12 protein-coding genes are annotated in these 13,847 nt (G+C 71.6%); 7 read left to right on the plus strand and 5 right to left on the minus strand.

Going from position 1 to position 13,847, the window contains the following annotated elements:
- The first annotated feature begins 2 nt into the window (after nt 1-2).
- Nucleotides 3-1,277: an ATP-binding protein gene (locus ASC82_RS19490; protein WP_056649444.1), complete on the plus strand. Its 1,275-nt coding sequence runs from the start codon at nt 3-5 to the stop codon at nt 1,275-1,277.
- A 26-nt stretch (nt 1,278-1,303) separates the two neighbouring features.
- Here the strand turns inward: ASC82_RS19490 and ASC82_RS19495 are convergent, their stop codons facing one another.
- Nucleotides 1,304-1,819, minus strand: a complete 516-nt coding sequence (locus ASC82_RS19495) for a GtrA family protein (RefSeq protein ID WP_056649447.1) — start codon at nt 1,817-1,819, stop codon at nt 1,304-1,306.
- A gap of 188 nt (nt 1,820-2,007) precedes the next feature.
- Here ASC82_RS19495 and ASC82_RS19500 point away from each other — a divergent pair, with 188 nt between their 5' ends.
- From ASC82_RS19500 to ASC82_RS19515, 4 genes are all read left to right on the plus strand, one after another.
- Nucleotides 2,008-3,147: a 5-(carboxyamino)imidazole ribonucleotide synthase gene (locus ASC82_RS19500; protein WP_056649450.1), complete on the plus strand. Its 1,140-nt coding sequence runs from the start codon at nt 2,008-2,010 to the stop codon at nt 3,145-3,147.
- Nucleotides 3,144-3,680: a 5-(carboxyamino)imidazole ribonucleotide mutase gene (gene purE, locus ASC82_RS19505; protein WP_056649453.1), complete on the plus strand. Its 537-nt coding sequence runs from the start codon at nt 3,144-3,146 to the stop codon at nt 3,678-3,680. The genes ASC82_RS19500 and purE overlap by 4 nt, the downstream gene beginning before the upstream one ends.
- Nucleotides 3,677-4,891, plus strand: a complete 1,215-nt coding sequence (locus ASC82_RS19510) for a dipeptidase (protein ID WP_056649456.1) — start codon at nt 3,677-3,679, stop codon at nt 4,889-4,891. The genes purE and ASC82_RS19510 overlap by 4 nt, the downstream gene beginning before the upstream one ends.
- Before the next feature lie 123 nt (nt 4,892-5,014).
- The gene (locus ASC82_RS19515) at nt 5,015-5,935 is read left to right on the plus strand and encodes a membrane dipeptidase (RefSeq protein WP_056649458.1); all 921 of its coding nucleotides are present in this window, start codon (nt 5,015-5,017) and stop codon (nt 5,933-5,935) included.
- Nucleotides 5,936-6,003: 68 nt separating this feature from the next.
- Here the strand turns inward: ASC82_RS19515 and ASC82_RS19520 are convergent, their stop codons facing one another.
- Nucleotides 6,004-7,335: a UDP-glucose/GDP-mannose dehydrogenase family protein gene (locus ASC82_RS19520; RefSeq protein WP_056649461.1), complete on the minus strand. Its 1,332-nt coding sequence runs from the start codon at nt 7,333-7,335 to the stop codon at nt 6,004-6,006.
- Nucleotides 7,336-7,499: 164 nt separating this feature from the next.
- A complete protein-coding gene (locus tag ASC82_RS19525; protein ID WP_199862570.1) occupies nt 7,500-8,768 on the minus strand; it encodes an LCP family protein in 1,269 nt (422 codons plus the stop codon).
- Between the two features lie 130 nt (nt 8,769-8,898).
- Here ASC82_RS19525 and ASC82_RS19530 point away from each other — a divergent pair, with 130 nt between their 5' ends.
- Nucleotides 8,899-9,432, plus strand: a complete 534-nt coding sequence (locus ASC82_RS19530) for an acyl-CoA thioesterase (RefSeq protein WP_024757657.1) — start codon at nt 8,899-8,901, stop codon at nt 9,430-9,432.
- A 110-nt stretch (nt 9,433-9,542) separates the two neighbouring features.
- Here ASC82_RS19530 and ASC82_RS19535 read toward each other — a convergent pair whose 3' ends face one another.
- On the minus strand, nt 9,543-10,943 hold the full coding sequence (locus ASC82_RS19535; protein ID WP_056649466.1) for an LCP family protein: 1,401 nt from the start codon (nt 10,941-10,943) through the stop codon (nt 9,543-9,545).
- 264 nt (nt 10,944-11,207) lie between these two features.
- On the opposite strand from ASC82_RS19535, the gene ASC82_RS19540 reads away from it, so the two are divergent.
- Nucleotides 11,208-12,227 (plus strand): glycosyltransferase family 2 protein, encoded by a 1,020-nt coding sequence (locus tag ASC82_RS19540; RefSeq protein ID WP_056649469.1) that lies wholly within the window; start codon nt 11,208-11,210, stop codon nt 12,225-12,227.
- Nucleotides 12,228-12,301: 74 nt separating this feature from the next.
- On the opposite strand, the gene ASC82_RS19545 is transcribed toward ASC82_RS19540, so the two are convergent.
- On the minus strand, nt 12,302-13,786 hold the full coding sequence (locus tag ASC82_RS19545) for an LCP family protein (RefSeq protein ID WP_199862574.1): 1,485 nt from the start codon (nt 13,784-13,786) through the stop codon (nt 12,302-12,304).
- Between the last annotated feature and the right edge of the window lie 61 nt (nt 13,787-13,847).

Raw genomic sequence — 13,847 nt, forward strand, 5'->3', positions numbered from 1 at the left:
CCTTGCGCCGCCGCCTGATCAACTCCACGCTCGCCGTGGTGCTCGTCGTCATCGCCGTCTTCGGCGTCTCCCTCGTCATCGTCGAGACCCGCACGATCTCCAGCAGCGCGCAGGAGAGCGTGGACTCGGAGGCGCTGCGGATCGTCTCCATCGTCGACAGCCGGCTCATCGGCGGCGAGCCGGTCAACCCGGACATCCTGGCCGAGCAGAGCGGCGCCAAGCGGTACGCGCAGATCCGCATCCCCGGCCGGGACACCATCGAGATCGGCGTCCGCCCCACCGGGGACGTCATCCGGGGTCTCGCCGAGGGCGAGCGCGGCGAGACCGTGGTCGTCGAGGAGTCCCGCTCCGCGGTCACCGCCGAGGTCGGCCGCACCCTCCTGATCATCGGCGCGGTGGCGCTGCTCGCCGTCATCGCCGCCGTCCTCCTCGCCGTACGCCAGGCCGACAAGCTGGCGTCCCCGCTGACCGACCTCGCGGAGACCGCCGAGCGCCTCGGCTCCGGCGACCCGCGGCCCCGGCACAAGCGGTACGGGGTGCCCGAGCTCGACCGGGTCGCGGACGTCCTCGACGCCTCCGCCGAGCGCATCGCCCGGATGCTCACCGCCGAGCGCCGGCTCGCCGCCGACGCCTCCCACCAGCTCCGTACGCCCCTCACGGCCCTCTCCATGCGCCTGGAGGAGGTCGCCCTCGCCGACGACCTGGAGACGGTCAAGGAGGAGGCGACGATCGCGCTCACCCAGGTCGAGCGGCTCACCGACGTCGTCGAGCGGCTCCTGACGAACTCCCGGGACCCCCGTACGGGCTCCGCCGTCGCCTTCGACCTCGACGAGGTCGTCAAGCAGCAGCTGGAGGAGTGGCGGCCGGCCTACCGCAGCGCGGGGCGGGCCATCGTGCACTCGGGCAAGCAGGGGATGCGGGCCGTCGGCACCCCGGGCGCGGTCGCCCAGGTCCTCGCGGCCCTGATCGAGAACTCGCTCATGCACGGCGGCGGCACCGTCGCCGTACGGACCCGGGTCACCGGCAACCAGTCGGTGATCGAGGTCACGGACGAGGGCCCGGGCGTCCCGGCCGACCTCGGCGCGCGGATCTTCGAGCGGGCGGTGAGCGGCCGCAGCTCGACGGGGATCGGTCTGGCCGTCGCCCGCGACCTCGCGGAGGCGGACGGCGGGCGCCTGGAGCTGCTCCAGCAGCACCCGCCGGTCTTCGCGCTCTTCCTGAGCCGAGAGGTCAGGAGCAGCGTCTCGGAGGAGCCACAGGACCGCCCCGTACGGTAAAAGGGCAGGTCAGCTGGGGTGGGGGCTCAGACGCGGTCGGGCTGGCGGCGGGCCGCCTGCCGCGGGGGCTGCTCAAGGAACGATTCGGCGGCCTGCACCGCCTCCTTCGCGGGCAGCGCGCGGAAGACCCACGTGCGGTACGACCAGAAGCGGAACAGGGTCGCGACGCCGATGCCGAAGAACTTGAAGAAGTTGCTCGCGAGCGGGCCGTCCCAGCCGAAGCCGTAGGTCGCCGCGAACAGCAGACCGTTCTGGATCACCAGACCGATCAGGCTGAACAGGAGGAAGAGCGACATCTCCTTGGTGCGGCTGCTCTTGTCCCGGTCGCGGTACGTGAAGTAGCGGAACCCCACGTAGTTGAACGCGATCGCGACCAGGGTGGCGATGATGCTCGCGCGCACGACGGGAAGGTCCGAGAAGTGGCGCACGAGGTTGAACACCCCGAGGTCCACCAGGACGCCGATAGCCCCCACAGCCCCGAACTTGGCGACCTCACGGAAGAGCCCGTTGAGTCGCATGCGCAGCGCGCCGGGTTCACTCATGGTGATGGGTCTGTCCCGTCCGTCCGGGTGACGTCCGGGCGACGTCAACCCAACCATGCTAACCAGCCCCCCTGTCACCCGCCCGGGTACCTCGTAAACGACGGGGAAACCCGGCCCTCACCTCCCCTGTCCTTGTGACAAACCACAGGCGGACGAGTGTTCCCCGGTGGTGCGGATACCCTAAGAGAGTGACGTTCCCGGTAGTCGGCATGGTCGGTGGCGGTCAGCTCGCCCGTATGACCCACGAGGCGGGCATCCCCCTCGGCATGAAGTTCAAGCTCCTCAGTGACACCCCGCAGGACTCGGCGGCCCAGGTGGTCAGCGACGTCGTCATCGGCGACTATCGCGACCTGGACACGCTGCGTGACTTCGCGCGCGGATGTGACGTGATCACCTTCGATCACGAGCACGTCCCCACGGAGCACCTGCGGGCCCTGGAGGCGGACGGCATCCCCGTCCGCCCGGGGCCCGACGCGTTGGTGCACGCCCAGGACAAGGGGGTGATGCGCGCCAAGCTCGACGAGATCGGCGCGCCGAGCCCACGCCACCGCATCGTCGCGGACGCGGCGGACGCGGTGGCCTTCGCGGCCGAGGTCGGGGGCTTCCCGATCATCCTCAAGACCGTGCGCGGCGGCTACGACGGCAAGGGCGTCTGGTTCGTGCGTACGGAGGAGGAGGCCCGCGACCCGTTCCTCGCGGGCGTCCCGGTCCTCGCCGAGGAGAAGGTCGACTTCGTCCGCGAGCTCGCGGCGAACATCGTCCGCTCCCCGCACGGCCAGGCCGTGGCCTACCCGGTCGTCGAGTCCCGCCAGGTCGACGGCGTCTGCGACACCGTGATCGCCCCGGCGCCGGACCTCGACGACGAGCTCGCGGGCCAGGCCCAGGAGCTCGCCCTCCGCATCGCCAAGGAGCTGGGGGTCGTCGGCCACCTCGCCGTCGAGCTCTTCCAGACCACGGACGGCCGCATCCTCGTCAACGAACTGGCGATGCGCCCGCACAACTCCGGCCACTGGACGCAGGACGGCGCGATCACCTCGCAGTTCGCCAACCACGTCCGGGCGGTTCTCGACCTGCCCCTCGGCGATCCGCGGCCGCGCGCCCGGTGGACCGTGATGTGCAATGTCCTGGGCGGCGACTACCCGGACATGTACTCCGCGTACCTGCACTGCATGGCCAGGGACCCGCAGCTCAAGATCCACATGTACGGCAAGGACGTGAAGCCCGGCCGCAAGGTGGGACACGTCAACACCTACGGCGACGACCTGGACGAGGTGCTGGAGCGCGCCCGTCACGCCGCCGGCTATCTGCGAGGAACGATCACCGAATGAGCAGCACCGCCACCGCCCCCGTCGTCGGTATCGCCATGGGATCCGACTCCGACTGGTCCGTCATGGAGGCCGCCGCGCAGGCCCTCGACGAGTTCGAGATCCCCTACGAGGTCAACGTCCTCTCCGCGCACCGGATGCCGCGCGAGATGATCGCGTACGGCGAGGAGGCCGCGGGCCGCGGCATCAAGGCGATCATCGCGGGCGCGGGCGGCGCCGCCCACCTGCCCGGCATGCTCGCCTCCGTCACCCCGCTCCCGGTCATCGGTGTGCCGGTGCCGCTGAAGTACCTCGACGGCATGGACTCGCTGCTCTCCATCGTGCAGATGCCGGCCGGCATCCCCGTCGCGACGGTCTCCGTCGCCGGCGCGCGCAACGCGGGCCTGCTCGCGGCCCGGATCCTCGCCGCGCACGACCCCGAGCTGCAGACCCGGATGAACGACTTCCTCCAGGAGCTCAACGACCAGGCCACGGAGAAGGGCAAGCGCCTGCGGGCCAAGGTCGAGGGCGCGGAGTCGTTCGGCTTCGGCAAGTGAGCGCGGCCGACCGCCTCGCTGAGGCACGCGAACTCCTCACCGCCCACCCCGTCGTCGACGGCCACAACGACCTCCCGTGGGCGCTTCGCGAGCACGTCCGCTACGACCTGGACCGCATGGACATCGGCGCGGACCAGACCGGCGCGCTCCACACCGACCTGGCCCGGATGCGGGCCGGCGGCGTCGGCGCGCAGTTCTGGTCGGTCTACGTGCCCTGCCGGCTGGCCGGGGACGACGCGGTCAGCGCGACCCTGGAGCAGATCGACATCGTCGACCAGCTCCTGGAGCGGTACGCGGGCGACCTCGCCCCGGCGCTGACGGCGGACGACATGGAGGCGGCCCGGAAGCAGGGCCGTATCGCCTCGCTCAAGGGCGCCGAGGGCGGCCACTCGATCAACAACTCCCTCGCCACCCTGCGCGCGCTGCACGCCCTGGGCGTCCGCTACATGACGCTCACGCACAACGACAACAACGACTGGGCGGACTCGGCGACCGACGAGCCCGGCGTCGGCGGGCTCTCCGCCTTCGGCCGCGTGGTCGTCCGCGAGATGAACCGCTCCGGCATGCTCGTCGACCTCTCGCACGTCGCCGCCACCACCATGCGGGACGCGCTCGACGCCTCGACCGCGCCGGTGATCTTCTCGCACTCCTCGTCCCGGGCGGTCTGCGACCACCCGAGGAACATCCCGGACGACGTCCTGGAGCGGCTGCCCGCCAACGGCGGCGTCGCGATGGCCACGTTCGTCCCGAAGTTCATCCTCCCCGCGGCCGTCGAATGGACCGCGCGGGCGGACGACAACCTCCGGGCGCACGGCTTCGACCACCTCGACACCACCGCCGAGGCGATGAAGCTGCACCGCGCCTTCGAGGAGGAGAACCCACGCCCGATCGCCACCGCCGCCACGGTCGCCGACCACCTCGACCACATGCGCGAGGCCGCCGGCATCGACCACATCGGCATCGGCGGCGACTACGACGGCACGGCCTTCACCCCGGCCGGCCTCGACGACGTCGCGGGCTACCCGAACCTGATCGCGGAACTCCTCCACCGCGGCTGGTCCCACCCGGACCTCGCCAAACTGACCTGGTCCAACGCGGTCCGCACCCTCCGCGACGCGGAATCGGTCTCCCGCGACCTGACGTCCCGCACGGCCCCGTCGAACGCGACGATCGACGTGCTGGACGCCGCCGTCCCGGCCGACGCGCCGTAGCCGACCCGTCACCCGGACGGTCCACTCCGCCGCGCCCCCGCCCGGGGCCGGTGGCACGGTGGACGGTACTGCCCCGCCGCACTCGGCGGGGCGGTACTGCATCACCGAGTTCGGAGTAGCACCATGGCAGATCTCGACGATCATTCCCCCTTCTCTGCCGCCCCCGCCGCCGTCGGCGCGCTCGATCCCCCTGAACCACCGCCCCCGCTCGACGAGACGGCCCGGGCCCGCGCCCTCCTGGCCGCGCAGCCCGTCGTCGAGGGCCATACGGAACTGCCCCGGGCCCTCGACCCGGAGGACCTGCCGCCCGTCCGCGCGGAGGAGGCCGGAGCGCAGTTCTGGTCCCTGCACGTGGAGGCCGACGAGGGCGTCATCGGGACGCTGCGGCGGATCGACTCGGTCCGCGCCCTCGTCGCCGCCTGTCCCGAGGACCTGAGGCTCGTGTACACGACCTCGGAGATGGCCCACGCCGGGAACTGCGGCCGGGTCGCCGCCCTGCTCGGGCCGGTCGGCTGGCCCGCGCTCGGCGGCTCGGCGGCCACCCTGCGGGCCTACCACGCCCTGGGCGTACGGGCCGTCAACCTCACCCGCTTCGACCGCTTCGCCCGCGACGCCGTACGGGAGATGAACCGCCTCGGCCTGGCCGTGGACCTCTCGGGCGCCGACCAGGACACGGTCCGCCGCACCCTCGCGGTCACCCGGGCCCCCGCCCTGCTGACCAGGGCGGCACCGGAGACCCTCCCGGACGACGTCCTGCGGCTCCTCGGCGAGAACGGCGCCGTCTGCATGGTCACGGTCACGGACGACCCGGCCGCCGACGCCGACGTCCTCGACCGCGTGCGTACGGAGGCGGGCCCGCGGTCCACGGGCATCTCCCACACCACCGCCCCGGCCCTCGGCTACGTCCCGCTCTTCGCGGAGCTCCTCCGCCGGGGCTGGCCCGCCCAGGAGCTCGTCGGGCTCGCCCACGCCAACGCCACCCGGGCGCTGCGCGAGACGGAGTTCCTGTCGAGGACGAACCGGATCCGCCCGGCCGCGGCCTGACGGTACGGAAAAGGGGGAGAGGAGGCGCGTGACGAGCGCGCCTCCTCTCCCCCTTTCTCGCGTACGTCTCAGGCGCGCGGGCGGCCCATCGCGCGGTACGTCCAGCCCGCCGCGCGCCACAGCTCCGAGTCCAGCGCGTTGCGGCCGTCGAGGATCACGGGCGACGAGGCGACCGCGGCGAGCTCCGCCGGGTCGAGCTCGCGGAACTCCCGCCACTCGGTCAGGTGCAGCACCACGTCCGCGCCGCGCACCGCGTCCAGGGCCGTCTCGGCGTACCCCAGGGTCGGGAAGAGACGGCGCGCGTTCTCCATGCCCTTCGGGTCGTAGACGGTGACCTGGCCGCCCTGGAGGTGTATCTGGCCGGCCACGTTCAGCGCGGGGGAGTCGCGGACGTCGTCCGAGTCGGGCTTGAAGGTCGCGCCGAGCACGGCCACCCGGCGGCCCAGGAAGGAGTTCCCGCCGAGGACCTCCCGCGCCATCTCCACCATCTGGCCGCGCCGCCGCATGTTGATCGAGTCGATCTCGCGGAGGAAGGTCAGCGCCTGGTCGACGCCCAGCTCGCCCGCCCGGGCCATGAACGCCCGGATGTCCTTGGGCAGACAGCCGCCGCCGAAACCGACCCCGGCCCGCAGGAACTTGGCCCCGATCCGGTCGTCGTGGCCGATGGCCTCCGCCAGCTTGGCGACGTCGCCGCCCGCGGCCTCGCACACCTCCGCCATCGCGTTGATGAAGGAGATCTTGGTGGCGAGGAAGGAGTTCGCGGCCGTCTTCACGAGCTCGGCCGTCGGGAAGTCGGTCACCACGAACGGCGAACCCTGGCCGACGGGGACCGCGTACACCTCGCGCAGCGTCTTCTCGGCGCGCGCGCCGAAGTCCTGCACGCCGACGACGATCCGGTCCGGGCGCAGGGTGTCCTGCACGGCGAAGCCCTCCCGCAGGAACTCCGGGTTCCAGGCGAGGTCGACACCCTCGGGCAGCAGGCCCGCGAGCCGCTCCGCCGAGCCGACCGGCACGGTCGACTTGCCGACGACCAGGGCGCCCTCGCGCACGACCGCGGCGAGGGAGGCGAAGGCGGCGTCGACGTAGCTCATGTCACAGGCGTACTCGCCGTGCTTCTGCGGGGTGTTCACGCAGACGAAGTGCACGTCGCCGAAGGCGCCGACCTCCTCCCAGGAGGTGGTGAACCGCAGCCGGCCGGTCGATCCCTCGATGCCGGCCACGTGCTTCGCCAGCAGGTCCTCGAGTCCCGGCTCGTACATCGGGACGCGCCCGGAGGACAGCAGCTCGATCTTCTCGGGGACGACGTCCAGGCCGAGCACCTCGAAGCCCAGCTCCGCCATGGCCGCGGCGTGGGTGGCGCCGAGGTAGCCGGTGCCGATCACGGTGATCTTGAGGGCCATGCGGTACTCCAGTGACGTCGGGCGGAATGCCTGCCCGAGCATAGTCGTGCCCCGACCGGGGGCGATGGCCGAGTCCTGCCCTGCCGGCCGGCGGACAGGGGGGAGCGGACACGGAGAAGGGGCGCCCCCGGCGTACGGGGGGCGCCCCTTCTCACTCCGCGAGGTCAGCGGTTGCCCTCGACGGTGACCTTCTCGTCGTCCCGGATCTGCTGGACGAGCTGCTTCACCTTCGGCATGTCCCACCGGTAGGAGTTCTGCGGGGCGCTGCCGGCGAGCGGCATGTTCATGGACTTGCCGTCGCCGCCGCTGATGCCCTTCATCGCGAAGAACATCTTCCCGAGGTCGTACAGCGACATGTCCTTGTCCACGATCAACGTGTCCAGACCGGCGCCCAGCGTCGGGTACAGCGCGAACGGGTTGAGGATCGTGCCCGGCGTCGCCGCCTCGTTGGCCAGGGCGGAGAGGAACTTCTGCTGGTTCTTCGTCCGCGCGAAGTCCGACTCGGCGAAGGCGTACCGGGTCCGGACGAAGGCCAGGGCCTGCTCGCCGTTGAGGGTCTGCTCGCCCGCCTGGAAGTCGGCGCCGGACTTCTTGTCCTTGAAGCCCTTCTCGATGTTGAGGTCCACACCGCCGAGCGCGTCCACGATGTTCGCGAAGCCGGCGAAGCCGATCTCCGCGTAGTGGTCGATGCGCAGGCCGGTGTTGAACTCGACGGTCCGCACGAGCAGCTCGGGGCCGTCCATCGCGTAGGCCGCGTTCAGCTTGGAGCCGCCCCGGGCCGGGTACTGCTTGCCCGATTCCGAGCCGACGAAGGACGGGATCGTCACCCACGAGTCGCGGGGGAGCGAGACCATCGTGTTCCCGCTGGAGCAGGCCGCGAGGATCATCATCGAGTCGGTGCGCTTGCCCTCGGCGGAGCCGGTGTGCAGCTTCTTCTTCTCCTCGGCGGACATGCCCTCACGGCTGTCCGAGCCGACGATCAGGTACGTCGTGCAGTCGCCCTCCGACGGCCGCTCGATGACCTTGGAGAGGTCGACCTCGTTGCGCATCTGGGAGCTGGCCCAGGCGTACGTGCCGATGCCCCAGGCGAGGACGCCGACGACCAGGACGATCGAGCCGACCTTGGCGCGCTTGCGCCAGTCCGGGGCGGGCCGCCCCGGCTGCCCGCCCGGCCGCTGCGGGTACGACGGCGGCTGCTGAGGGGGTACGGAGCCGTGGCCGCCGCCCTGCGGGCCGCCGTAGACCTGGCCGCTGCTGTAACCGGAGTCGTACCCCGAGCCCTGTGCCTGTGTGAAGTTCGGGTTGTAGCCCTGGTCGTAACGAGGCGGCTGCTGCTGCTGCGGCCGCTGCACGTGACGCATCCGGCGAGCACCCTCGGGATCGGGGTTCGCGTTGCCACGGCCGTATCCGCCGTCTTCGGGCCAGTCATTCATACGGACCAGTGTGCCGGGCGGGGGAATCCCCTGGACAGGCCGGGTGGAATATCGGACCGGCCCTGTTGCCAAGCTGATGCAAAACGGACCGCATGGGGACGGTGACAGGACCCGGCATAAGGTGGAGGGCATGACAGAACAGGGCGATATCCCGGGCAAGCCCACCTCGGCCTCCCGCACCACCCTCAGCCACATCATGACGAGCCACGACACCAACCTCCTCGGTACGGTGCACGGCGGCGTGATCATGAAGCTGGTGGACGACGCGGCGGGCGCCGTCGCGGGCCGGCACTCGGGCGGGCCCGCGGTGACCGCCTCCATGGACGAGATGGCCTTCCTGGAGCCCGTCAGGGTCGGTGACCTCCTCCACGTGAAGGCCCAGGTCAACTGGACCGGCCGGTCCTCCATGGAGGTCGGCGTCCGGGTCATGGCCGAGCGCTGGAACGAGTCCACGCCCGCCACCCAGGTCGGCTCGGCCTATCTGGTCTTCGCCGCCGTCGACGCGGACGGCAAGCCGCGGCGCGTCCCGCAGGTCGTCCCGGAGACGGAGCAGGACAAGCGCCGCCACCAGGAGGCCCAGATCCGCCGCACCCACCGACTGGCCCGCCGTCAGGCCATCAAGGACCTCCGCGAACGCCGGGCCGCCGAGGGCTACGAGGACTGAACCCCGGAGGGCCGCGCGCGAGCCGCCCCCGGGCCGCTCCGGGCTACGTGCCCCCGAGCCGCTCGGGCCTACGCGCCCCCGGGCCGCTCCGGCCTACGCGCCCCCGGCCCCTACGGGCACACCACCTGATCCCCGGTGACCGCCTCGAACGGCCCGGCCCGGCCCGGGTCCTCCGCCCGCACCCCCGTGACGCCCCGGTAGTCCGCCCCCACCGTCACCCGCAGCGTCCCGCCTCGCCCCGCCACCGCCCGCAGCTCCGCCCCCGGCAGCGCCGCCGCGAGGGACTTTGCCGAGCGGTCCCAGCGGGGGTCGTACTCCACGAGCGTGCGCGCCCGCACCTGCCCCGTCCCCGTCATCGGCGTCCGCGTCGTGTCGAAGCCGGTGCCGCGCAGCGCGTCGTCCACCTTCCGGCCGAGCCCGTCCGTCCGGGTCCCGTTGTAGACCTGCACGCGGATGGTGCGGGGAGCCACGTCCACGACGACCGTTCCGGGGGCGCCGGAGCCCTTCCCGGAGGACGCCTTCTGCGCTGCGGGCGCCGGAGCCGTCAGGGGCCGGTCCTCGCGCAGCGCCTGGAAGAGCTTCTGCGCCTTCGCCGCGTCCCACTTCACCGTCGACCCGATCCCCTTGACCTGGAAGCTCATGTCGCCGATCGGCACGGACACGAACTCGGACGACGCCGGTGTGAAGCCCCGCATCGCCTTGGCCAGCGCCAGCATCTGATCCGTACCGAAGTCCTCGTCCGCCCGGACCGAGCTCAGCATCGTCGTGGCCATCTCGCGGAACCGCACCGGGTTCAGCAGCACCCCGCCGCTCGTCGCCCGGTCGATCAGCGCCGCGAGGAACTTCTGCTGCCGCTGCATGCGCCCGATGTCGGCGGCCCCGTCGATGTGCCGCGAGCGGACGTACTGCAAGGCCTGGCCGCCGTCGAGCTCGTGGGTGCCGGCCGGGAGGTCGAGTCCCGTATAGGAGTCCTTGACGGCCTTCGTCGTACAGATCTGCACCCCGCCGACCGCGTCCACGGTCCGCATGAAGCTCGTGAAGTCGACCTCCAGGTAGTGGTCGATCTTGACGCCGGTCATCGACTCGACGGTCCGCACGGTGAGCCCCGGCCCGCCCTCCGCGTAGGCGGCGTTCAGCTTCACGGGGTGGGAGTGGTGCTTCTTGCCGCTGGTCAGGTCGGTGTGCTCGGGCATCTCGGCGTACGAGTCACGGGGCAGGCTGACGATGCTCGCCCGCTCCCGGTCCTCCGAGATGTGCACGAGCATCACGGTGTCGGTGCAGTGGCAGGGGGCGCCGCCGAGCCGGTACTTCTCCTTCTCCTCCGGGGTGATCCGGTCCCGGCCGTCGGTTCCGACGACGAGGACGTTCATCCCGTGCCCGGCCTGCGGCCGGTTCTTCATGTCCTTGAAGGGGTCGACCCGGGTGATCCCGGTGTCCAGGCCCGTCACCACCGCGTGCCCGATCCCGCCCGCCGCGAGGACCACCACGGACAGCGCGGTCGCCATCCGCATCCCCCACCGGGGCCGCCGCGGCCGCCGCCGACGGGCCGGGACGGGCGGCCGGGGGACGGGCCTGCGACGGGGCGTGCGGGGCGGCGTGGGCACGGACGGACACCTCCGCGGGTGTGACAAGGGGAACCGTGAGCACCGTAGGCCCATACGATCAGCGCAAGGGTGCACCACCCATGCGGCGCGCACCCGTGTCCCCCGTTCGCGGTAACGTGGCGGGCAATACCGCTGTCTCCCGGGGGACGACCCCCGAACCCCCGAGGAACCATGCTGCCCCCCGTCTCCGTGATCATGCCGGTCCTCAACGAGGAGCGGTATCTGCGCACCTCGGTTCGCCACATCCTGGAGCAGGAGTACGACGGCGAGATGGAGGTGGTGATCGCCCTCGGCCCGTCCACGGACCGCACGGACGAGATCGCTGCCGAGCTCGTACGAGAAGACCCCCGCGTCCACACCGTGCCGAACCCCACGGGTCGCACCCCCGCCGCGCTCAACGCCGCGATCCAGGCCTCCCGCCACCCGATCGTGGTGCGCGTCGACGGCCACGGCATGCTGTCGCCGAACTACATCGCGACCGCCGTCCGCCTCCTGGAGGAGACGGGCGCGCAGAACGTCGGCGGTGTCATGCATGCCGAGGGCGAGAACGCCTGGGAGGACGCGGTCGCCGCCGCGATGACCTCGAAGATCGGCGTGGGCAACGCGGCCTTCCACACGGGCGGCGCGGCCGGCCCGGCGGAGACCGTGTACCTGGGCGTCTTCCGGCGCGAGGCCCTGGAGCGACAGGGCGGGTACAACGTGGAGTTCATCCGCGCCCAGGACTGGGAGCTGAACTTCCGCATCCGCGAGGCCGGCGGTCTCATCTGGTTCTCGCCCGAGCTGCGCGTCCAGTACCGCCCGCGGCCCTCCGTGAAGGCCCTCGCCAAGCAGTACAAGGACTACGGCCGCTGGCGTCACGTGGTGGCCCGCTACCACCAGGGCTCCATCAACCTCCGCTACCTGGCCCCGCCGGCCGCCGTCTGCGCCATCGTCGCGGGCCTCGTGGTGGGCGCGACGCTCACCCCGCTCGGCTTCGTGATCCCTGCGGGCTACCTCGCCGCGATCGCTGCGGGCTCGGTCCCGGCGGGCAAGGGCCTGCCGCTGAAGGCCCGTCTCCAGATCCCGGTGGCGCTCGCGACGATGCACATGTCGTGGGGGTACGGCTTCCTGACGAGCCCCCGCGCGCTGGCCAGGAAGGTCATCGCCAGCCGCCGCCCGGCGGTGAAGGCGGGCGAGACCGAGTCGGTCTGATCACCTGCACGACCGACGGCCGGGTCCCTTTCGGGGCCCGGCCGTCCGTTATGTGCGGGTGAGGAGGGAGCGGATCAGCTCTTCCCGTCCCACCGGTAGACCGAGTAGATGTCCATGCACTCCGCCTTGTCGTCGGCGCCGTCCGGCAGATCACCGGCGACCTGCGTCGGCTTCTTGTACGTGGTGCCCTCGCGCCAGTCCGCGCCGACGACCAGGGTGATGCCCTTCGCCTCGGCGTCGGCCCGGGCGGCCGAGTCGGGCAGCCCGAGCGCCTTCGCCACGGAGAGCGCGTTCGCCTTGCCCTGGTCGCCGTCCGCCTTGGGGTACGTGACCACGGTGTCCTTGCGGCCGCCGCCCTCCCGGGAGGCGTCGGCCTGGGTGAAGCCCTTGGCCTGGAGGGCCTCGGCCATGTGACCCGCGCGGCCCTCGACCGCCGGCTCGTCGGCGCCGTCGGTGCCGTTGACGACGGTCACGGGGAAGGAGCCGGGGGCCTCGGCCGGGGTCTTGGGCTTGGGCGAGGCGGTGGCCTTCGGCTTCGCCTTGGTGCCGGACTTGTCGCCGTTCTTGTCGTAGGCGACGTCGTCACGGAGCATCGCCCACATCTTGTCGGCGGAGGAGGGCCGCAGCTGGAGCCATTCCTTCGGCCGCTGCGGATAGGGGTCCGTGGGGACGGTCGCCGTCGTCAGGCGGTCGATCTTCACGTTCTTGAGCTGCATCGACAGATCGAAGAGCTTTTTCACGGTGTCGAGGTCCTGCGAGACCTTGAGGGACTTGGTGGCGGTCTCGGCCAGGCCCATCAGGCGCCCGGTGTCGGTCCAGGCGTTCTGCGCCTGGAGCTTCTTCATCATCCCGTTCATGTACATGTGCTGGGCCTTGGCACGGTTCTGGTCGCTGCCGAAGGCGTGCCGGGTACGCAGCCACTGGAGCGCCTGCACGCCCTGGACCTCGGTGGTGCCCTCCGGCAGCCTCAGTCCGGAGCCGCCCTTCACCAGGCGGGTCGACTTGTCGTGCACGCCCGTCTTGACGCAGACGGGGACGCCGCCGACCTCGTCCGCCATGGCCACCACACCGGCGAAGTCGACCATCAGCCAGTGGTCGATGTAGACCCCGGTGAGGCTCTCCCAGGTGGTGAGGGTGCAGCCGGGACCGCCGCGCTGGAGCGACTCGTTGATGGGCCGGTTCGTGGTGGCGGCGTAGGGAGTGCCCTTCTCGTCCTTGCACTCCGGGATCTTGACGACCGTGTCGCGCGGGATGGAGATCAGCGAGGCGTTCTCGCGGTCCGCGGAGACGTGGAGCAGCATCTGCACGTCGGCGAGCGGCTTGCGGTCCTTGTCGTTCCGGCCGCCGCCCAGGGCGATGTTCTTCTCGTCCTCGCGGCTGTCGGAGCCTATGAGGAGGATGTTGAGCGGGGTGTCGCCGAGCGCGTTCGGCGCGGCCTTCTTCACGCCGCTGCTGCCGCCCGCGCGGTCACCGCTGCGGATGTTGCCGTTGAGGTGCTCGTAGTACAGGTATCCGGCGCCGGCCGTGCCGAGTATCAGTACGGCCAGGGTGATCGCCACCCAGCGCAGCACCTTGTGCTTGCCTGCCTTCTTGGCCCGGCGGCGCGAACCGCCGCGACGG

The organism is Streptomyces sp. Root431, assembly GCF_001426585.1.
Taxonomy (GTDB): domain Bacteria; phylum Actinomycetota; class Actinomycetes; order Streptomycetales; family Streptomycetaceae; genus Streptomyces; species Streptomyces stackebrandtii.